The 20450-nt window shown below is 71.6% G+C and carries 16 protein-coding genes; 7 read left to right on the top strand and 9 right to left on the bottom strand.

Annotation, left to right across the window (positions count from 1 at the left end):
- Positions 1–3: 3 nt before the first annotated feature.
- A complete protein-coding gene (locus AB0L37_RS33710; protein WP_365514287.1) occupies positions 4–420 on the bottom strand; it encodes a hypothetical protein in 417 nt (138 codons plus the stop codon).
- A 452-nt stretch (positions 421–872) separates the two neighbouring features.
- Between AB0L37_RS33710 and AB0L37_RS33705 the strand changes: the two genes are divergently transcribed.
- The 4 genes from AB0L37_RS33705 to AB0L37_RS33690 are packed head-to-tail and all read left to right on the top strand — an operon-like array spanning position 873 to position 5108.
- Positions 873–3599, top strand: coding sequence for a nitrate- and nitrite sensing domain-containing protein (locus tag AB0L37_RS33705; RefSeq protein WP_365514284.1), 2727 nt, complete (start codon positions 873–875; stop codon positions 3597–3599).
- On the top strand, positions 3596–4033 hold the full coding sequence (locus AB0L37_RS33700; RefSeq protein WP_365514281.1) for a roadblock/LC7 domain-containing protein: 438 nt from the start codon (positions 3596–3598) through the stop codon (positions 4031–4033). Before AB0L37_RS33705 ends, AB0L37_RS33700 begins: the two co-directional genes overlap by 4 nt.
- 9 nt (positions 4034–4042) lie before the next feature.
- Positions 4043–4447, top strand: a complete 405-nt coding sequence (locus tag AB0L37_RS33695) for a DUF742 domain-containing protein (protein WP_365514278.1) — start codon at positions 4043–4045, stop codon at positions 4445–4447.
- Between the two features lie 55 nt (positions 4448–4502).
- On the top strand, positions 4503–5108 hold the full coding sequence (locus AB0L37_RS33690; RefSeq protein WP_365514275.1) for an ATP/GTP-binding protein: 606 nt from the start codon (positions 4503–4505) through the stop codon (positions 5106–5108).
- A 126-nt stretch (positions 5109–5234) separates the two neighbouring features.
- Here AB0L37_RS33690 and glpK read toward each other — a convergent pair whose 3' ends face one another.
- The 5 genes from glpK to AB0L37_RS33665 form a co-directional block, all read right to left on the bottom strand.
- Positions 5235–6752 (bottom strand): glycerol kinase GlpK, encoded by a 1518-nt coding sequence (gene glpK, locus AB0L37_RS33685; RefSeq protein ID WP_365514272.1) that lies wholly within the window; start codon positions 6750–6752, stop codon positions 5235–5237.
- Positions 6753–6834: 82 nt separating this feature from the next.
- Entirely contained in the window at positions 6835–7596 is a 762-nt protein-coding gene (locus AB0L37_RS33680; protein ID WP_365514269.1) for an MIP/aquaporin family protein, read from the bottom strand.
- 372 nt (positions 7597–7968) lie between these two features.
- A complete protein-coding gene (locus AB0L37_RS33675) occupies positions 7969–9618 on the bottom strand; it encodes a GGDEF domain-containing protein (RefSeq protein WP_365514266.1) in 1650 nt (549 codons plus the stop codon).
- A 97-nt stretch (positions 9619–9715) separates the two neighbouring features.
- Positions 9716–10906, bottom strand: coding sequence for a lipid-transfer protein (locus AB0L37_RS33670; RefSeq protein WP_365514263.1), 1191 nt, complete (start codon positions 10904–10906; stop codon positions 9716–9718).
- A complete protein-coding gene (locus AB0L37_RS33665) occupies positions 10903–11388 on the bottom strand; it encodes a zinc ribbon domain-containing protein (protein WP_365514260.1) in 486 nt (161 codons plus the stop codon). The genes AB0L37_RS33670 and AB0L37_RS33665 overlap by 4 nt, the downstream gene beginning before the upstream one ends.
- A gap of 213 nt (positions 11389–11601) precedes the next feature.
- Here AB0L37_RS33665 and AB0L37_RS33660 point away from each other — a divergent pair, with 213 nt between their 5' ends.
- The gene (locus tag AB0L37_RS33660; RefSeq protein WP_365514257.1) at positions 11602–12138 is read left to right on the top strand and encodes an NUDIX domain-containing protein; all 537 of its coding nucleotides are present in this window, start codon (positions 11602–11604) and stop codon (positions 12136–12138) included.
- A gap of 21 nt (positions 12139–12159) precedes the next feature.
- Here AB0L37_RS33660 and AB0L37_RS33655 read toward each other — a convergent pair whose 3' ends face one another.
- Complete coding sequence (locus AB0L37_RS33655; protein ID WP_365514254.1) at positions 12160–14508, bottom strand: glycoside hydrolase family 31 protein; 2349 nt, start codon at positions 14506–14508, stop codon at positions 12160–12162.
- A gap of 214 nt (positions 14509–14722) precedes the next feature.
- Between AB0L37_RS33655 and AB0L37_RS33650 the strand changes: the two genes are divergently transcribed.
- On the top strand, positions 14723–16696 hold the full coding sequence (locus AB0L37_RS33650; RefSeq protein ID WP_365514251.1) for an acetoacetate--CoA ligase: 1974 nt from the start codon (positions 14723–14725) through the stop codon (positions 16694–16696).
- 103 nt (positions 16697–16799) lie between these two features.
- The gene (locus AB0L37_RS33645; RefSeq protein WP_365514248.1) at positions 16800–17702 is read left to right on the top strand and encodes a hypothetical protein; all 903 of its coding nucleotides are present in this window, start codon (positions 16800–16802) and stop codon (positions 17700–17702) included.
- 80 nt (positions 17703–17782) lie between these two features.
- Here the strand turns inward: AB0L37_RS33645 and ptsP are convergent, their stop codons facing one another.
- Positions 17783–19453 (bottom strand): phosphoenolpyruvate--protein phosphotransferase, encoded by a 1671-nt coding sequence (gene ptsP / locus AB0L37_RS33640; RefSeq protein WP_365514245.1) that lies wholly within the window; start codon positions 19451–19453, stop codon positions 17783–17785.
- A 77-nt stretch (positions 19454–19530) separates the two neighbouring features.
- Complete coding sequence (locus AB0L37_RS33635; protein WP_365514242.1) at positions 19531–19980, bottom strand: PTS glucose transporter subunit IIA; 450 nt, start codon at positions 19978–19980, stop codon at positions 19531–19533.
- Positions 19981–20450: the final 470 nt, after the last annotated feature.

Here is a 20450-nt window from a genome sequence, read left to right as displayed (position 1 = left end):
GCCTCACGAGTGCGTCAGCTGCCCGGCCGCGCGCCGCCCGCGTATGTTCTCCGGAGCCCGACGGCGTGCCGCGCGACGGGCCTGACGGCGCTCCTTGCGCAGCCGTCGGGCCGTGCTGGCCGGGACGGACACGACACCGTGCCGCTGGTTCCACACCTGCCGGGTGACCCAGACGTCCAGCACGCCCCACGTCGCCACCACCGTGCTGCCCACGCTGCTGAGCACCATGGGGAACGCCAGCCAGGAGTCGGCCAGCGTGCACAGCACGGCGACCATGGCCTGGATGAGGGTCAACGAGCCTATGAGCACCGCCCGTACCGCCGCCGTGCGCACCGGATCGGGCATGCGGCGTCGCTTCGCCGGCTCCTCGACCCACAACTCGCGCCGCTCCGCCGTGTCCATCACTGCACCACTCCCCACCGATCCCGGGCCGCCGACCGATGCCCCCGCACCGGCTCCCCACAGTGACTGCCCGGTTTGCTCTGCTTTACGCCGCCCGTGCGGCGCCCGTGCACGACCCGCTCACGTCCCATGAGGAGGGACGAACGGGGGCCTGTGAAGATTCCCGGAACAGGGACGTGATCCCGTCGGGATGCGGACAGTTGTCCTGGCGGGGGCCGAGGAGAGGGCGAGGAGCGTCGGATTCCGGCCAACTGTCGTGGACGACAGGCCGGATGTCGTCCTCCCGTCCTGCCCCGATCCCGGGATGCAATCTCCCGCAATGCCCGGACAACTCATGATCTCCGCAACGGTGTTGAGCCGAACAGCATCCGGACAGGCCTTCGAGTTGCTCCTGTCTCAGTAGTAGGCTCGCGCCGTTTGTTGACGCACATGTGTGCCCCTGGCTGTCGGGGGTCGATCTGGGGGAGGCCATGCGCTTTCGCGGGAAGTCCATCCGCCGGAAGATCGTGGCGTTGCTGATGGTGCCGTTGCTGTCGCTGACGGCGATCTGGGCCTTCGCCTCGGTCATCACGGGACGCGCGGCCGTGCAGCTGATCACGGCGGGCCGTGTCGCCGACGCCATCGGCTACCCCCTGAGCGACACGAGCAGGGTGCTCCAGGACGAGCGCCGCCAGACGCTGGTCTACCTCGCGGACCCGCGCGCCTCCGACGCCCAGTCGAAGCTGCGGATCAGACGCAGCGCCTCCGACGAGGCGATGAGCGCGATCAAGGAGAAGGCCCGCGACTCCGACCTGCGCGACGACCTGGACGGCGACGCCCGCCGCACCCTCGACACCGTCGTCGAGGGCTTCGAGGGGATCGAGTCGCTGCGCCGCAACATCGACGAGGGCACGGTCACCCGCGCCCAGGCGCTCGAGTTCTACAACGACCTCATCGCGCCCACCTACACCTTCCTGCTCGACCTCACCGCCCTCGACGACGCCAAGGTGGAGCGCCAGGGCCGCGCACTCGTCGGCATCCTCAAGGCGCGTGAACTCCTCTCCCAGGAGGACGCGTTGGTCGGCTCCGGGCTCGTCGCCCGCCGCCTCACGCAGCAGGAACTGCGGCAGGTCTCCGACCTCGTCGCCCAGCGCAACCTCCTGTACGAGACCAACCTCGCGCTGCTCCCCGACGACGAGCGCTCCCGCTACGAGCGGTACTGGCGCGGCCCCGACACCAACCCGCTGCGCACCGCCGAGGACGCCGTCGTGGACGGCAGGCCCGGCACGCCCACAGGCGTCACGGCGAACCGCTGGGACAAGGCGTCCGGCGCGGTCCTCGACGAGCTCGTCGACCGCAACACCGACGCCGCCGAGCGGTACCAGGTCCGCGCCCGCCCCGTCGCCGTGAAGGTGTTCCTCCTGGCCGGGATCGCCGGAGTGCTCGGCCTGCTCGCCCTGCTCTCCTCGGTCTTCCTGTCGCTGCGCATCGGCAGCCGCCTCGTCCGCGACCTGCGCCGCCTGCGCCTGGAGGCCCACGAGTCCTCCGGCGTCCGGCTGCCGAGCGTGATGCGCCGCCTCGCCGCTGGCGAAGAGGTCGACGTCGAGACCGAGGCCCCCCGCCTGGAGTACGACAAGGACGAGATCGGGCAGGTCGGCCAGGCGCTCAACACCCTTCAGCGGTCCGCCGTCGAAGCGGCCGTCAAGCAGGCCGAGTTGCGCCGCGGCGTCTCCGAGGTCTTCGTGAACCTCGCCCGCCGCAGCCAGGTCCTGCTGCACAAGCAGCTGACCCTGCTCGACACCATGGAGCGCAGGACCGAGGACACCGACGAACTCGCCGACCTGTTCCGCCTCGACCACCTCACCACGCGCATGCGCCGCCACGCGGAGGGCCTGGTGATCCTCTCCGGCGCCGCCCCGTCCCGGCAGTGGCGCAAGCCCGTCCAGCTCATGGACATCGTGCGGGCCTCCGTCGCCGAGGTCGAGGACTACGAGCGCATCGAGGTACGCCGACTGCCGCGCATCGCCGTGACGGGCCCCGCGGTCGCCGACCTCACCCACCTCGTGGCCGAACTCCTGGAGAACGCCACGGTGTTCTCGCCCCCGCACACCGCCGTGCAGGTGCTTGGCGAGCGCGTCGCGAACGGCTTCACCCTGGAGATCCACGACCGCGGGCTCGGCATGGCCCCCGACGCCCTCCTCGACGCGAACCTGCGGCTCGCGGAGACCCCCGAGTTCGAACTCTCCGACACCGACCGGCTCGGCCTGTTCGTCGTCAGCCGCCTCGCCCAGCGCCAGAACGTCCGCGTCTCCCTCCAGCCGTCGCCGTACGGCGGCACCACGGCCGTCGTCTTCATCCCGGACACGCTGCTCACCGACGCCCCCGACACGGAGGGCGCGGGCTTCCGCCTCGACCGGCCCGACGCCGCGCGCCGCACGAAGCCGAGCGGACGCGACACCACCCGCCTCGGCTCCTCCGAGGGACTGCCGGGCCTGCCCGCCTCCGTGCTCGACGGCCCGGTGGAGCTGGAGGCGCCGCTGACCACCTCGGACATGACGGCGTTCCCCGGCGCGCTCGGCGACGAGGACAGCGAACGCGGCGGGCTCTTCCGGCCGCGCCGCGCGGTCGCCGGCACGTCGGGCGAGCAGCACCAGCAGGCGTCCGACGGCGAGGACGGCGCGGGCCCCGGCCACACCGGCTCCCGCGACGCGCGGCCCGGTGGCCTCGTGCCGCTGCCGCGCCGTGGCGTCCCCAAGCTCGTCAGCTCGCACGGCAGGCCCGTCGGGCACAGCCGTCCCGGCGAGGACGACCGCCGGCCGAGCGCCCCCGCACCGGGGGAGAGCGCGACGACGCCGCTCGCCGACCTGCCCCGACGGCGCGCCCGCGCCACCGAGGCGGCCCCCGCACCCGTCCCGGCCCGGGCCGAGCAGCAGCCGGACGCGACCGTCGGAGGCCTGCCCCGCCGCGTACGGCAGGCCAACCTGGCTCCGCAGTTGAAGGACGGGCCCGACCTGCGCGCCGACCGCACGAAGGACCGCGACGAGACGACCGCCGCGTCGCCCACGGACCGGGACGCCGACGAGGTGCGCAGCAGGATGGCCTCGTTGCAGCGCGGCTGGCGGCGCGGCCGCGAAGAGAACGCACTGGACACCGCCGCGGGCGACGAGCGCGCCGACGGCACAGCACAGGGAACAACTTCTGAGGGGGACGGTCGATGACCGCACCGAAGGCCACCGCGTACACCACGAACGGTGGTTCGGGGGAGCTGAACTGGCTCCTCGACGACCTGGTCGAGCGCGTCGCCGCCATCCGCAAGGCGATCGTGCTCTCCGGAGACGGACTCCCGACCGGGGTCTCCAAGGACCTCAGCCGCGAGGACGGCGAACATCTCGCCGCCGTCGCCTCCGGGTTCCACAGCCTCGCCAAGGGCGTCGGGCGTCACTTCGACGCGGGCGGCGTCCGGCAGACCGTCGTCGAGCTCGACGACGCCTTCCTGTTCGTCACCGCCGCCGGCGACGGCAGCTGCCTCGCGGTCCTGTCCGACGCGGACTCCGATGTCGGCCTCGTCGCCTACGAGATGACCCTGCTGGTCAAGAGGGTCGGCGCACATCTCGGGACGGCTCCGCGCACGGATCTGCCCGCCGGAGGGTAGTGGGTTGGCATGAGCGCAGACGGTGAGGGGACGCAGGAGACGCACCACTGGTTCGACGACGAAGCCGGGCCGGTCGTCCGTCCGTACGCCATGACACGCGGCCGCACCACCAGCGCGGCCCAGCATCGCCTCGACCTGATCGCCGTCGTCGTCGCGGAACACCGCGGCGCCGAGGCGGTGGCCGACCAGACGCTGTCACCGGAACACGTCGACATCGTCGAACTGTGCGGTGACAGCCCGCAGTCGGTGGCCGAGCTCGCCGCCGAACTCGACCTTCCCATCGGCGTGGTGCGCGTCCTGATCGGCGACCTCGTCGACGATCAGCTGGTCCACGTGACCCGCCCGGTGCCCCCCGCGGAACTGCCCGACGCGAGCATCCTCCGCGACGTGATCGACGGCCTCAGGGCGCTCTGACACCCTGCCGCCACCCCCCGACCCAGCGACCGCAGTGAGGCAGGAGAGACAACCGATGATCTTCGGGCGTTCCGAGCGCGGCAGGGCCCCCGTCGAGCCCGTCACGCTCAAGATCCTGGTGGCGGGCGGCTTCGGCGTGGGCAAGACGACCCTCGTCGGTGCGGTCAGCGAGATCAGGCCCCTGCGCACCGAGGAGCTGCTGAGCGAGGCCGGCCGCCCCGTCGACGACACCCGGCACGTCGAGGGCAAGCACACCACCACGGTGGCCATGGACTTCGGCCGGATCACGCTCCGCGAGGACCTCGTCCTGTATCTCTTCGGCACCCCCGGCCAGGACCGCTTCTGGTTCCTGTGGGACGAGCTGGCCACCGGCGCCCTGGGGGCGGTCGTCCTCGCGGACACCCGCCGCCTGGAGGACTGCTTCGCCGCCGTGGACTATTTCGAGCGGCGCTCCATCCCGTTCGTCGTCGGCGTCAACTGCTTCGAGGGGGCCGCCCGTTACCCCGCCGACTCGGTGCGCCAGGCCCTCGACCTCGACCCCGGTGTCCCCGTCCTGCTCTGCGACGCCCGCGAGAAGGAGTCCGTGAAGGACGTCCTCATCGGCGTCGTCGAGCACGCGGCGGCGGCCGCGGAGCGCCGCAGGGAACCGGCGGCCACCTGAGCGCGGGCGCACGCGCGCGTAGCGACGAAAAAGCCACTACGCGCGCGTGCCCTGCCGTTACGGCTGCCGTTCCCGAGCGCTCACGCCAGCGCGTGCCCTGCCGTTACGGCTGGCGTCCCCGAGCGCTCACGCCCCGTCCTCGTGCCAGCCGAAGCTCTTCTCCACCGCCTTGCGCCAGCTGGCGTACTCCCGGTCACGAACCTGCGTGTCCATGGACGGCGTCCACTCGGCGTCCTTCTGCCAGTGCGCCTTCAGCTCGTCCAGGTCGTTCCACACGCCCGTCGCGAGCCCGGCCGCGTAGGCCGCGCCCAGACACGTCGTCTCGGAGACCTTGGGCCGGACCACGGGCACGCCGAGAACGTCCGCCTGGTGCTGCATCAGGAGGTTGTTCTTCGTCATGCCGCCGTCGACCTTCAAAGTCGTGATCTGCACCCCGGAGTCCTGGTACATGGCGTCGACGACCTCACGTGTCTGCCAGCTCGTCGCCTCCAGGACGGCCCGCGCCAGATGCGCCTTGGTGACGTACCGGGTCAGCCCGGTGACGACACCGCGCGCGTCGGAACGCCAGTACGGCGCGAACAGCCCCGAGAAGGCGGGCACGATGTACGCGCCGCCGTTGTCGTCCACGCTCGCGGCCAGCGTCTCGATCTCGTCGGCCGACTTGATGATGCCGAGCTGGTCGCGGAACCACTGCACCAGGGCGCCGGTGATCGCGATCGACCCCTCCAGGCAGTACACGGGCGCCTCGGAGCCGATCTTGTAGCCGAGTGTGGTGAGCAGCCCGCTCTTCGAGGGCACCGGCCGGTTCCCGGTGTTGAGCAGCAGGAAGCTCCCGGTCCCGTACGTGTTCTTCGCCGTGCCCGCGTCGTAGCAGGCCTGCCCGAAGATGGCCGCGTGCTGGTCGCCGAGCGCGGAGGCCACCGGCACACCGGAGAGCTGCCCGACGGCCGTCCCGTACACCTCGGCCGAGGAACGGATCTCCGGAAGGATGGCCTCCGGGACGTTCATCGCCGAGAGGATCGACGCGTCCCACTGGAGGGTCTCCAGGTTCATCAGCATGGTGCGGCCGGCGTTGGTGACGTCGGTGACGTGGACGCCGCCGTCGGTGCCGCCGGTCAGGTTCCAGATCAGCCACGAGTCGATCGTGCCGAAGGCGATCTCGCCGCGCTCGGCACGCGCCCGCAGGCCCGGCACGTTGTCCAGCAGCCAGGCGGCCTTGGGCCCGGAGAAGTAGCTCGCCAGCGGCAGGCCCGTCTGATCGCGGAAACGGTCCTGCCCGTCCGAGCCGCCCAGCTCGTTGCACAGCCCCGACGTCCGCGTGTCCTGCCACACGATCGCGTTGTGCACGGGTTTGCCGGTCGACCGGTCCCACAGGACCGTCGTCTCGCGCTGGTTGGTGATGCCGAGGGCGCTGAGCTGGTCCGCGCGCAGACCGGCCTTGGCGATCGCGCCGGCCACCACCGCCTGGACCTTGGACCAGATCTCGGTGGCGTCGTGCTCCACCCAGCCCGGCTTCGGGAAGATCTGACGGTGCTCACGCTGGTCGACGGCGACGATGGCGCCGTTCTGGTCGAAGACGATGCAGCGGCTGGACGTGGTCCCCTGGTCGATGGCGGCGACGTACTTCACGGAAGTGTCGGGCATGGCTACCCCTTCGTGAGAAGACGGTCGTTCGTGTGGAGGCTGCCGGGAATGCTTCGGACGGCGGCTGTGCGGAAGGCGTGCTTCAGAACGCCACGTTGTAGATGAGCCCCGCCAGCGCGCCGCCGATGAGCGGCCCGACGACCGGGACGAGGGCGTAACCCCAGTCGGACGTCCCCTTGTTGGGGATGGGCAGGAACTGGTGGACGATGCGCGGGCCCAGGTCGCGCGCCGGGTTGATGGCGTACCCCGTCGGCCCGCCGAGCGACAGACCGATGCCGACCACCAGCAGGGCAACGATGAGGACCTGCGTGCCGGATTCGCCGAGGCCCTTGGTCAGGCCGAAGGCCAGAATGGGCAGGACGAGACCGACGGTCGCGATGATCTCCGTGATCAGGTTGGCGACCGGGTTACGGATCTCGGGGATCGTGGAGAAGATGCCGAGCGTCGGCGTCGGACCGTCCTCCTCCACCGCTTCGGCGTCCGCCGACTTCACGCCCGAGCTCACATTGGCGTTGAACTGCGCGAGATAGACCAGGTACGCGAGGACGGCGCCCAGCATCGCACCGACCATCTGCCCGAGCAGATAGACCCAGACCTTGTCCCACTTGCCGGTGTCCACGGCGATGCCGATGGTGACGGCGGGGTTGAGATGGCCGCCCGAGAGCGGCGCCGCGGTGTAGGCCCCGGCGAGCACGCCGAACCCCCACCCGAACGCGATGACGATCCACCCGGAGGCTCTCGCCTTGGAGTGTTTGAGAGTGACCGCGGCGCAGACGCCCGCGCCGAACAGGATCAGGATGCCGGTGCCGATGACCTCACCGATGAAGATGTCTCCGTTGCTCATGGCGGCTCCTAGGCCCTCGCCCGGAGCGGTACGCCCCGGTCCTCCGTGCAGGGTGCGTTTCCCATGGCTGGTTCTGGCTACGTAAGCCGACGGCAGGGGAGTCCCGCGCCCCGCCCGGCGTCCGTGACGAGCGTGCCCGCACAGTCGGAATCGTGCGTGGGGGAGCGGCCCTGACCTGCCACGACCGGACAGGAAGCGCCTCAAGGGCAGGAAAGGACCCCGTGCGACGGTGGGCCGACATGCGACGCTGCCGACTGACACCCGGAAGTGTTCACCGGCCGTACTGGAGCGTCAAGGTCGCGGACCGCACTGGTTGACCGGGGGCGAACACTCCGCGAACTGCCGTCGGTGGCACGGCATTTGAGACAGCCTTTACGAGGCCCGCGGCGCACCGCCCCGGGTCGGTACGGCGGCCGCCGCGGCCGCACCGCGCCGCACCTCGAAGCCGTCCCGCCCCGCCTGCCCGCACACCCAGCTCGCCCCCGACAGCGCCTTCGCGGCCTTCTTGAGCGGGGCGAGATGCGCAGCCGCCCGCCGATGGTCCGGCACGCTCCCCGGCGGGCACACCACGGTCGCGAGCGACAGCGTCACCGCCCGGCCGCCCGCCGACCAGGGCGCGTCGAGCACCTCCGCGGCCAGCGGCCCGAGCCCCGCCGGATCGGCGAGCACCAGGAAGTCGTCACCGCCGATGTGCGCGACCCGCACCGCGTCGGACTCCGCGCGCGCGAGCACCCGCCCCACCGCGCGGATCAACTCGTCGCCCGCGGCGAACCCGGCCCCGTCGTTGACCTGCTTGAACCCGTCGATGTCCAGCCAGCTCAGCGCGAAGCCCCGCCCCTGCGCCACCCACCGGTCCACCTCACCGGTCACCGCGTCCGAACCCGGCAGCCTGGTCAGCGGATTGAGCCCGGCCGCCTGCTCCACCCGGCTCTCGGCCAGCGCCCGTACGAGATCGGCGAGCCGTACGACGCCCACGCACCGCCCGTCGTCGTCGACCACGGCGACATCGTCGGCGGTGCGGCTGTGCTCGCCGTCCGCCACCACGTCGAGCACCTCCCACGCGGTCGCCGTGACACCCACGGTTCGCGGTCGGTCGCCCAGCCGGGCGGCGGGCCGGTCGGCGTACAGCGCATGCCCGTACCGCGCGGACAGCGACAGCAGGAACCGGTCCCGCTGCACCGACCGCACCGGCGCCCCACCCCGGTCCACGAGCAGTACCCCGGACACCTCGGGCGCGCCGGTGAGCAGCGTCCGCACCTGCTCGGCCGACGCCGAATCGGGCAGCAGCGCGGCGGGGCGTACGAACTCCCGCACCGAGGGCCCGGCAGGCCGCAACGCGCCGATGGACGTGGGCAGTTGAGGCACGTACACCTCGACCGTGGGCAGCCGCGCCGGTGGCGCGAACAGGGCTCCCTGCGCCAACTGCGCCCCGGCGTCCCGCGCCACGGCACACTGCTTCTCCGTCTCCACCCCCTCCACCGCGAGCAGCGCACCGAGCTCCTCGCACAGCGTCCGCATCGCCCGCACCGTCGCCGTCCGCGACAGCAGCGACGCGTCCAGCTTGAGCAGGTCGGGCGCCAGATCGTCGAGCAGCCGCAGCGGTACGTCGCCGTCGCCCACGCCGTCGGCACAGATCCGGAAGCCCTCGCCGCGCAGCGCCGACACCCCCTCCAGGAGGGCCCGGTGCGGCACGTGCGTGAACGGCGGGCACACATCCACCGTGATCTCCCACGGCAGCCGCCCCACCGCCCGCACCGCGTCCCGCAGCGCCGCGAGACCGCCGAGGTCGGCGAGCGTGCCCGCGAACACGTTCACATGCAGCGGCAGCAGCGTCTCCCGACGTGCCGCGTCCCGGACCGCCGACGCCGCCAGCCGGCCGTCGAGTTCTGGCTCGCGCTGCGCGCGGGCCAGAACGTCGCCTGCCTCCGGGCGGGCCAGTATCTCCAGCGCCGCGACGGTCCCCGTCGTCAGATTGACCACGGGCTGGAAGGCGAAGCGGAGAGTGTCCGTCCAGGAGCGCACGGGAGCATGATGGGCGCCCCAGGAGCACCTCCAGGCCCAGTTCACGCGCTGTTCACGCAGGATTCCCGCCTGATCACGCAGCGTGCGCCGAGGCCGGTCAGCGTACGGCGACGACGGCCGAACCGTGCCCGAACAGCCCCTGGTTGGCGGTGATCCCGACCCGGGCGCCCGCCACCTGCCGCGCGCCCGCAGCGCCCCGCAACTGCCAGGTCAGCTCGCAGACCTGCGCGATGGCCTGCGCCGGAACCGCTTCCCCGAAGGAGGCGAGCCCGCCACTGGCGTTCACGGGTATGCGGCCGCCGGGCGCGGTCGCTCCTTCCCGCAGCAGCTTGGCGCCTTCGCCCTCGCCGCACAGGCCCAGGTCCTCGTACCACTGCAACTCCAGCGCGGTGGACAGGTCGTAGACCTCCGCGAGCGACAGGTCGTCGGGCCCGACACCCGCCTCCTCGTACGCGGCGCGCGCGATGGACGCCCGGAAGGCCGGCCCTTGCGGCTCGACCCCGGCCGCCGAGTCCGTGGCGATGTCGGGAAGGTCAAGCACCGTGTTCGGGTACGTGGGCGTCACCGTCGAGACCGCGCGTATGCGTACGGGGTCCGCCGCCCCGTGCTGCCGGGCGAAGTCCATGCTGGACAGGACCAGAGCGGCGCCCCCGTCCGACGTGGCGCAGATGTCGAGCAGCCGCAGCGGATCGGCCACCACCGCCGACCCGGCGACCTCCTCGGCCGTCACTTCCTTGCGGTAGCGCGCCAGCGGATTCAGTGCCCCCGAGGCGGCGTTCTTCACCTTGACCTGTGCGAAGTCCTCCAACGTGTCGCCGTACAAGGACATCCGGCGGCGCGCGTAGAGACCGAAGTACGTCGGGTTCGTCGCCCCGAGGACCCGGAAGCGCAACCAGTCGGGGTCGTCCGGCCGGTCCCCTCCGGCCGGCCGGAAGAACCCCTTGGGAGCGGCGTCGGCGCCCACTACGAGCACCACGTCCGCGAGCCCCGCGAGGATCTGTGTCCGCGCGGTGTCGACCGCCTGCGCACCCGACGCGCACGCCGCGTACACGCTGGCGACCCGGGCCCCTTGCCACCCCAGCGCCTTGGCGAACGTCGCCCCCGCCACGTACCCCGGATAGCCACCGCGCACCGTGTCCGCACCGACCACCGATCCCACGTCGCGCCAGTCGATCCCCGCGTCGGTGAGCGCGGCCCGCGCCGCCGCCGTCCCGTACTCGACGAAACTGCGCCCCCACTTGCCCCAGGGATGCATACCCGCCCCGAGTACCGCCACCTCGCCCGTCATGCCGCCACCCCCGTCGGCCGCCAGTGCCACGTCGTCCAGACCGTCCCTGCTCCGCCGTCCCCTTCCTCGCCCTCCGCGCCGTCTCCTGCTTCCTCGTTCAGCACTCCCGGGACGACCTCCACCTCCATGCCGACCTCCAGATCGGCCACGGTGACCCCGGGCGCCCCCTGGCCGAGCACCACGAGTCGCTCTGCCGCAAGCTCCACAGCGATCAACGCGTAGGGCTCCCATGGAAGTTCCCGGTCCGAGACGTAAGGTTCCGGCGGCCGGTAGCGGGCGTCGGTGTACGACCAGACGCGGCCGCGCCGCGACAGCGGCACCTCCACCAGTTCGCCGCCCGCGCACCCGGGATTGCGGCACAGCGCGTCCTCACGGGGGAAGAAGACGGACGAGCACGCCGAGCAGCGCGTCCCGAGGAGGCGGAAGTCGGCCCCCTCTCCGGCGAACCAATCGGCGACGACCGGTGTGCGCGTGCGTGCCACGATGCCTCCCCGGCAGTAGATCTGACGGAACGTCAGAAGTGTGCCACGGGCAACCGTTCGGCGTCAGGGGGTCCCGCAGAACCATGTGCGCGCGCTGTGCGTCCGTGTATCGGTAGGGCGCGACCGGGAACCACGGGGGTGCTTCCGGTCGCGCCCGTGTCCCCCTGCCCTCCGGGGGAGACCGGAACCGGGTGATCGGATACAGTCCGCGCCGTGTCCGCATCCACGCCCTCCACGCCCAACCCCGTTCCGGATTCCCACTGTTCGAGTTGCGGAGCCGCCTACGGGGCCGACGTGCGCGGCTGGCCGCGCACCTGCCCGGCCTGCGCGTCCGTCGCCTACCGCAACCCGCTGCCCGTCGCCGTCGCCCTGCAACCCGCGTACGACACGACCGGCACGGCACTCGTCGTGATCACCCGCACCATCGCGCCCGCGCGCGGCGAAGCGGCACTGCCCGGCGGTTTCATCGACGACCGCGAGGACTGGCGGCACGCCGTCGTCCGCGAACTCAGGGAAGAGACCGGCATCGACGCGGCGGCCCGCGACGTACGCCTCATGGACGCGATGAGCGCCCCGGACGGCCACCTCCTCCTCTTCGGACTGCTCCCCGAGCGCCCGGCCGCCCAATTGCCGGTCAGCGCGCCGACGGACGAGACGGACGGCTGGCACCTGCTGCGCCGCCCGGCCGAACTGGCCTTCCCGCTCCACACGTTGGCCGTCAAGGGCTGGTTCGAGGGCCGCTACGTGTAGAGCCGCTCCACGTGCAGCCGCTCACACGCCCCGCACGCGAACCGGGCACGAGGGCTCACCGCCGCCCTCCGCCGCGACGACCACGCGCCCGCCGGCCCACTGCACCTGAAAGCGCTCGATCACGGGCTCCTCCCAGCCGTCACCGGCATCACGGACGACGAGGCCGCCGCCTGTCCGCCCCGGCGCCGGCGCCCACACCTCCAGCTCCACGCCACCGTGTCGGCCGCGCACGGGGAGCACCGACCCCGCCCGCGCAAGCACCGCGATCCGCGACAAGGGGCAGGCCACCCTCACCGACCCCGGCCCTTCGAAGACCTCGCCCGTCGCCGTGTCGTACCACCGTCCCTGCGGCAGCCGCACCGTCCTGTGCTCAACTCCCGCTTCCAGGACGGGAGCCACCAGAAGACAGTCACCCAACAAGAAGGCGTCCTCACAGTCCCGCAGACTCCGGTCCTCCGGAGCGCCCCACCACAAGGGACGCACATAAGGAGCGCCGGTACGCCGCGCCAGATGCGCCAGCGTCATGAAGTACGGCAGAAGCCGTCGACGCTCCTCCAGGGCGGCACGCGCGTGCCCGAGCACCTCGTCCCCGAACTCCCACGGCTCACACCGGCCGGCCCGCAGCGCCGAATGTGTACGGAACAGCGGCATGTAGGCGCCCAATTGGAACCACCGCAAGTAGAGCTCGGGTGAGGGGTGTCCGTCGAAGCCGCCCACATCAGGACCCGCATACGGCACTCCGCACAGACCGAGCCCCACGACGAGCGACAAGGAAGCGCGGAGTCCAGGCCACCCCGTCGCCCCATCCCCCGGCCAGGCCCCTCCGTAGCGCTGCATCCCCACCCACCCCGAGCGTGAGAGCACGAACGGCCGCTGCCGGGGCTGGAGTTCACGCATCCCGTCGTAGCAGGCCCGCGCCATGCACAGCCCGTACACGTTGTGCGCCTCCCGATGGTCCCCACCACGCCCGTCGAGTGCGTGACGGGCCGACCGGGGCAGCGTGGTGTCCCCGAACGCGGCGAACGACGCCGGCTCGTTCATGTCGAGCCAGAACCCGGAGAAGCCCTGTTCGAGCCGCTCCTCGTACAGCCCGCCCCACCACTTGCGCACACGCTCCGCCGTGAAGTCGGGGAACACCGACTCACCCGGCCACCCGACGCCTCGGACGGCCCTGCCCGCCGTGTCCCGCACGAACGCGTCGATCGCCCGCCCGGCGTCGTACGCCGCGTTGCCGTGCTCCGCCTTGATCGCCGGGTCGATGACGGACACCAGCCGGACCCCCTCCCCGCGCAGCTCCGTGGCGAGCCGGGGCAAGGAAGGGAACCGCTCGCGATCCACGGTGAACACCTGCCGCGCCGCATAGTGGTCGATGCCCAGATGCACCGCTTCCAAGGGCAGCGCGCGCTCCTTGTAGCCGGTGACGACCCGGCGCACCTCCTCCTCGCTGCCGAAGTCCCACCGCGCGTGCTGATGACCCAACGCCCACGCGGGAGGGACCGCGGCCGCACCCGTCAGCTGCGCCCACGTGTGCAGCACGCGCGCGGGCGTGCCCACCACGACCCAGCACCGCAACGGACCGCCCTCCATGCGCACTTCGCACGAGCCGCAGCTGTCGTGCCCCGACCCCGCACCCTCCCGGCCCTCCCGCAGACTCACCACGCCGTCCCACGTGTTGTCGTGGAACACCAGATGCGTGCCCGCGTCGGCGACCACCAACTGCACCGGCATCGTGATCGACAGCGGATCGTCGCCGGGGCCGAACGACCCGCCGGGACCGGTGTTCCACAGCCGGTAGCTCCCGTCGCGCAGACGCGGCCCCGACGCCCGCCCCCCGAGCCCGAAGAAGCGCGCGTCCGCGGCGACCTGCGCACGCTGCACCCAGCGCGCCTCGCCGCCGCCCTCCGGCTCCCACCAGCGCGGCGGCAGATCACGGCGCAGCGTGACACCGCCCGGCGTGCACACCTCGACGGCACCGTGCCGGGAAACCACGACGGTCACCCGCTCGGCGACGACCCGCCAGCCCCCGTCCTTGTCGGGCTCCAGCACGGCCCGCGGATCCGCCTCGGGGCAGACGTCCGCCAGCGCGTACGACGGCCCCGGCTCGGCGCCGTCCCACCCCCAGAAGACGGCTCCGCCCACCGTCACCGTGATCCGCAGCCGTGACCGCGCGAAGCGCACCACACCGCCACCCGGCTCGGGATCCACCCCGACGACGGCGCCCGGAACCCGCGCCCGCTCCGGCCCCCGCGGCGCGAGCCCCGCCGCGTCGACCCGGCGCCGCCGCCACGAGGCCCGCACCGCGCGCAACCCCTGCGCGGGACCCACCACGGAGACCGCTTTCACCGAGCGCACCAGGTCACGACCGTTCATGCTGCTCACCCTGCCATCGACGCCCACGCGCGCGTGCCGCGTTCAACTGCCGTTCACTCATGGCCCCAGCACATCTTCACGTCACGGACCAGGCGCGGCGCACCCTGGTGCCGAAGTCGATCACGTGGCATCGTCCTGTCAGCCGCGTCACGCGCACACCCCAGCCCGTGCGCGTCGAGGACGCACACGCCGCGTACATCCCGGGAGCCGCCCCATGTCCACCGCGAACCCCCAGCCGCTCTGGCAGCCCGACCCGCAGCAGATCGCCGAAGCGCAGGTCACACGGTTCCAGGCCTGGGCCTCCGAGCGCTACGGAGCTCCCGCCGACGGCGGTTACGAGGCGCTGCACCGCTGGTCCATCGCGGAACTCGAGACCTTCTGGAAAGCGGTCACCGACTGGTTCGACGTGCGCTTCACGCACCCCTACGCGCTCGTACTGGGCGACCGCTCCATGCCGGGCGCCGAATGGTTCCCCGAGGCCACGCTCAACTACGCGGAGCACGCCCTGCGCGCCGCGGACGACCCCGCACGCGCGGACGGGCCCGCCATCCTGCACGTCGACGAGTCGCACGAACCGCGCCCGGTCAGCTGGTCCGAACTGCGCCGCCAGGTCGGCTCGCTCGCGGCGGAACTGCGCCGCCTCGGCGTCAGCCCCGGCGACCGGGTCAGCGGCTACCTCCCCAACATCCCCGAAGCCGTCGTCGCACTCCTCGCCACCGCGGCCGTCGGAGCCGTCTGGACGTCCTGCGCCCCCGACTTCGGTGCGCGCAGCGTCCTGGACCGCTTCCAGCAGGTCGAGCCCGTCGTCCTGTTCGCCGTCGACGGCTACCGCTACGGAGGCAAGCAGCACGACCGCGCGGACACCGTGGCCGAACTCCGCTCCGAACTTCCGTCGCTCCGCGCGGTGGTGCACATCCCACTGCTCGGTACCGAGGCACCTGAAGGCGCCCTGGAATGGGCGGCCCTCACCTCCGCCGACGTGGCGCCCGTCTACGAAGCGGTGCCCTTCGACCACCCGCTGTGGGTGCTCTACTCCTCCGGCACGACCGGCCTGCCCAAGGCCATCGTGCAGTCGCAGGGCGGCATCCTGGTCGAACACCTCAAGCAACTCGGCCTGCACTGCGACCTGGGTCCGGACGACCGCTTCTTCTGGTACACGTCCACCGGCTGGATGATGTGGAACTTCCTCGTCTCCGGCCTCCTCACCGGCACCACGATCGTCACGTACGACGGCAGCCCCGGCTACCCCGAGACCGGCGCCCAATGGGCCGTCGCCGAACGCACGGGCGCGACCCTCTTCGGCACCTCCGCCGCGTACGTCATGGCCTGCGCCAAGGCCGACGTGCACCCGTCCCGCGACCACGACCTGTCCCGGGTCAAGTGCGTGGCCACCACGGGCTCCCCGCTCCCGCCCGACGGCTTCCGCTGGCTGGACGACGAGGTCCGCTCCGACCTGTGGATCGCGTCGGTCAGCGGCGGCACCGACGTCTGCTCCTGCTTCGCCGGCGCGGTCGCCACCCTCCCCGTCCACATCGGCGAGCTCCAGGCCCCGGCGCTCGGCACGGACCTGCAGGCATGGGACCCCGAAGGCAACCCGCTCGTCGACGAAGTCGGCGAACTCGTCGTCACCAACCCCATGCCGTCCATGCCGATCCGCTTCTGGAACGACCCCGACGGCAGTCGCTACCACGACAGCTACTTCGACACCTACCCCGGCGTCTGGCGCCACGGCGACTGGATCACCATCACCTCGCGCGGTTCCGTCGTCATCCACGGCCGCTCCGACTCCACCCTCAACCGCCAGGGCGTCCGCATGGGTTCGGCCGACATCTACGAGGCGGTGGAGCGCCTTCCCGAGATCCGCGAGTCCCTCGTCATCGGCCTCGAACAGCCCGACGGCGGTTACTGGATGCCCCTCTTCGTCCACCTCGCCCCCGGGGCCGTCCTCGACGACGACCTCCGCTCCCGCATCAAGCGGACGATCCGCGAACACCTCTCGCCGCGCCACGTCCCCGACGAGATCATCGAAGCCCCCGGCGTCCCGCACACCCTCACCGGCAAGCGCATCGAAGTACCGGTGAAGCGCCTGTTGCAGGGCACGCCGCTGGAGAAGGCGGTCAACCCCGGCTCCGTCGACAGCCTCGAACTGCTCCGGTTCTACGAGGACATCGCCCGCAAACGCTCCTGACTCCGCCCCCAGTCCGGTCGCGCGGAGTCACGACAGACGGCATTGTCAGTGCCGGTGGTTACTCTGAGTGAGCATTGATGATCGAGCGCACTCAGGGGGAATCATGACGAACACTCAGCGCGGCCGGACGGCGGGCATGCGGCAGCTCCTTCGCCGCGAAGTGGCAGGCACCATCGGCCTGCTGGCCGACGAGCAGGACTTCACGGCGATGCGGCGCTACCGCAGCTTCACCTTCGAGGACCACGAGACCTACCTGCGGCAGGTGGAGGGACTCCTCAAATCCACGGCAGCGGCAGGCGGCCACACCTCCATCGCCCTCTTCGACCCCGAGGAGTACGCCGATTTCTGCGCGGAGACCGGCATCGAACCGGACACACCGGCCAGCCGCACCCGCTTCACCGCCGAACTGGCCTCGGCGGGTCCGTCCATCCCGTACGAGGGACAGCCGCTGGCCGACCTCGTCCCGGACCTCGTGGAGGAGGCGGTCCGCCAGGCGACGTGGGAGTACGCGTCCTCGCTCCTGGCCCGGGTCGGCCCCTGCGCGGCCTGCGGCGAGGACATCGGCAGGACCGCCTTCGCGCGAGCGTCGTACCTGGTCGCCCGAGTGATCGACACGATCGGCGTGGGCATCCACCACTGGGTGTGCAGCGTGCCCACCGTCAGGGAGACGCTGCACGCCGTGCTGCGGGTCGACGCCTCGGCGCCCGACCGGGTCACCCTCGACGAGACCGAAGCCATGGAACTCACGACGGTCCTGGCGCTCGCCATCGCCACGCACAACGTGTGCGGCCTCGTCGTGCGCACCAGCAACCCTGGCCTGACCGACCGCGTCTACGGCTGGCACCTGAAGGACGAAGCCCTCAGCCCGCTCACCGGGTCACAGGTCTTCGACGCCTACTGCGTCGATGTCGTCTCCGGTGACCTCAAGGCCCCGGATCCCGACATCGACTACTGCACCGCGCCCGAAGTGGCCGACACCGATCCGGTAGGCCGCCACCGCCACTGAACGAACACACGGGCGCAGAACGCCCGGAGGGCGCCCCACCTTCTGGTGGGGCGCCCTCCGGGACGGGACCTACGACGCTGCTACTCGCCGGACAACACGGCCTGAGCGGCCTTGCGAGCCTCTTCCGCCGAGTCGGCGGCGCGCGCGGCCGCGGCCGCACGCTCGCACTGGGCCAGCGTGTACTTGCCGAGCGTCGCGCGCACATACGGAATCGACGCGGCACCCATGGAGAGGGAGGTGACACCCAGACCGGTCAGCACACAGGCGAGCAGCGGGTCCGAGGCAGCTTCGCCACAGACACCACAGCTCTTCCCCTCGGCCTTCGCCGCATCGGCGGACAGCGCGACCAGGTCGAGAAGGGCGGGCTGCCACGGGTCCTGGAGCCGGGACACGGCACCGACCTGACGGTCGGCGGCGAAGGTGTACTGCGCCAGGTCGTTGGTGCCGAGCGACAGGAACTCGACCTCCTGAAGCACCGAGCGGGCACGCAGCGCGGCCGACGGAATCTCCACCATCGCGCCGAACTTCGCCTGGAGGCCGGCCTCACGGCACGCGTCGGCGAACGCCTTGGCGTCGGCACGGTCGGCGACCATCGGCGCCATGACCTCGAGGTAGACGGGCAGCCCCTCGGACGCCTTCGCCAGCGCGGTCAGCTGCGTGCGCAGGACCTCCGGGTGGTCAAGGAGCGACCGCAGACCACGAACGCCGAGAGCCGGGTTGGGCTCGTCGACGGGCGTCAGGAAGTCCAGCGGCTTGTCGGCGCCGGCGTCCAGCACACGCACCACGACACGTCCCTCGGGGAACGCCTCGAGCACCTGCCGGTACGCCTCGACCTGCTTGTCCTCGGACGGCGCCTTCTTGCTGTCGTCGAGGAACAGGAACTCGGTACGGAAGAGACCCACGCCCTCCGCGCCCGCCTCGACGGCCGCCGGCACATCGGCCGGGCCGCCGATGTTGGCGAGCAGCGGCACCTTGTGGCCGTCGGACGTCGCACCGGGACCGGTGGACGCGGACAGGGCCGCCTTGCGCTCGGCAGCGGCGGCCTCGAGCGCGGCCTTCTTCTCGGCGGTCGGGTCCACGAAGATCTCACCCGTGCTGCCGTCCACCGCGACGACCGTGCCCTCAGCCAGTTCTCCGGCACCGGGCAGCGCCACGACCGCGGGCACCCCGAGGGCGCGCGCCAGGATGGCGCTGTGGCTGGTGGGCCCGCCCTCCTCGGTGACGAAGCCGAGCACGAGCGCGGGGTCGAGCAGCGCCGTGTCGGCCGGAGCCAGGTCACGGGCGATGAGCACGTACGGCTCGTCGCTGTCCGGAACGCCCGGCATGGGAACGCCCAGCAGGCGGGCCACGATCCGGTTCCGCACGTCGTCGAGGTCCGCGACACGACCGGCCATGTACTCACCGGCGCCCGCAAGGAGCTCGCGGTAGTGCGAGAAGGCGTCGTAGATGCCGCGCTCGGCGGTGCTGCCGACAGCGATACGACGGTCTACATCAGCGATCAGCTCGGGGTCCTGAGCGATCATCGCCTGCGCCTCGAGCACCGCCTGCGCCTCGCCACCGGCCAGATTGCCGCGCGCGATCAGATCGGCCGCGACAGCTTCGACGGCCTGGCGGGCGCGCCCCTGTTCGCGCTCGGCCTCCTCCGCCGGAATCTGCTTGGCCGGCGGCTCGAGCACCGCTGTTCCCATGTGCCGAACCTCGCCGATCGCCACACCGTGGCTCACGCCGACGCCTCGCAGCGTTGTCTCCATCTCACCCGTCTCCGATAGTGCGGCGGCACTGTGCCGCCGCGTTGGTTGCGTTGCCGGCCGTCAGTGACGGCGCCTCGCTACTTCCAGCCGAAGAGCGCGTCGCCGGACTTGAGGTCGCCGTCCTCGACCACGTCCGACAGCGACTCCGCCGTCGCCTCGAGCGCCACCACCGGGCACACCGGGGACTTCCCAGCGGCCTCGACGGCGGCAGGGTCCCAGCGCACCACGGACTGCCCGCGCGTCACGGTGTCGCCCTTGTTCACGAGCAGCTCGAAGCCCTCGCCGTTGAGCTGCACGGTGTCGATCCCCAGGTGGGTCAGCACCCCATGACCTTCCTCGTCCACGACGACGAAGGCGTGCGGGTGAAGGGACACGACGATCCCGTCGACGGGCGCGACGGCCTCGGAGCGCTCGCGCACCGGGTCGATGGCGGTGCCGGGACCGACCATGGCTCCGGAGAACACCGGGTCCGGAACGGCGGAGAGCCCGATGGCGCGTCCAGCAAGCGGGGACGTCACACTGGTCATGGCAAGCCTCCCAGGAGGTGGGGATTCAGGATCGTCGTCACTGGCTGTCCTGGACGACGACGTACTGTTCAGAAGCGTAAGTCATAAAAAGTCCCGGTTCCGCATGAGAGGTCCCGGTTGGCTGACGTAGAGGCCCCACGCAAACGATTTGCGCCTGCCCTGGACGGCCATGTACTGTCGTACCCCTGCCTGGGAGCAGCCGACGCCGATGAGCGTGGTGGATCCCGGCAGCATCTACTCAAGTCGAAACCCTATCTCTGATCGATTTCCGCATGCCTGCGGGGCGACTGGTCAGAGGGTCGAGAAAAGACTGGTAGAGTTCGACCCCGCCGGAAAGGAAACCGCGAAAGCGGAATTCCTGGAAAGCGGAGCAAGACCCCGAGGAAATCGGATCGGAAAGATCTGATAGAGTCGGAAACGCAAGACCGAAGGGAAGCGCCCGGAGGAAAGCCCGAGAGGGTGAGTACAAA

The sequence above is a fragment of the Streptomyces sp. NPDC052225 genome (genome assembly GCF_040679615.1).
Taxonomy (GTDB): Bacteria; Actinomycetota; Actinomycetes; order Streptomycetales; family Streptomycetaceae; genus Streptomyces.
This window is presented reverse-complemented; position numbering and strand designations above follow the sequence as displayed.

Coding starts and splice junctions, on each gene's coding strand:
- AB0L37_RS33705 (WP_365514284.1), top strand. CDS start 873: ATGCGCTTTCGCGGGAAGTCCATCCGCCGGAAGATCGTGGCGTTGCTG.
- AB0L37_RS33700 (WP_365514281.1), top strand. CDS start 3,596: ATGACCGCACCGAAGGCCACCGCGTACACCACGAACGGTGGTTCGGGG.
- AB0L37_RS33695 (WP_365514278.1), top strand. CDS start 4,043: ATGAGCGCAGACGGTGAGGGGACGCAGGAGACGCACCACTGGTTCGAC.
- AB0L37_RS33690 (WP_365514275.1), top strand. CDS start 4,503: ATGATCTTCGGGCGTTCCGAGCGCGGCAGGGCCCCCGTCGAGCCCGTC.
- glpK (WP_365514272.1), bottom strand. CDS start 6,752: ATGCCCGACACTTCCGTGAAGTACGTCGCCGCCATCGACCAGGGGACC.
- AB0L37_RS33680 (WP_365514269.1), bottom strand. CDS start 7,596: ATGAGCAACGGAGACATCTTCATCGGTGAGGTCATCGGCACCGGCATC.
- AB0L37_RS33670 (WP_365514263.1), bottom strand. CDS start 10,906: ATGACGGGCGAGGTGGCGGTACTCGGGGCGGGTATGCATCCCTGGGGC.
- AB0L37_RS33655 (WP_365514254.1), bottom strand. CDS start 14,508: ATGAACGGTCGTGACCTGGTGCGCTCGGTGAAAGCGGTCTCCGTGGTG.
- AB0L37_RS33650 (WP_365514251.1), top strand. CDS start 14,723: ATGTCCACCGCGAACCCCCAGCCGCTCTGGCAGCCCGACCCGCAGCAG.
- AB0L37_RS33645 (WP_365514248.1), top strand. CDS start 16,800: ATGACGAACACTCAGCGCGGCCGGACGGCGGGCATGCGGCAGCTCCTT.
- ptsP (WP_365514245.1), bottom strand. CDS start 19,453: ATGGAGACAACGCTGCGAGGCGTCGGCGTGAGCCACGGTGTGGCGATC.
- AB0L37_RS33635 (WP_365514242.1), bottom strand. CDS start 19,980: ATGACCAGTGTGACGTCCCCGCTTGCTGGACGCGCCATCGGGCTCTCC.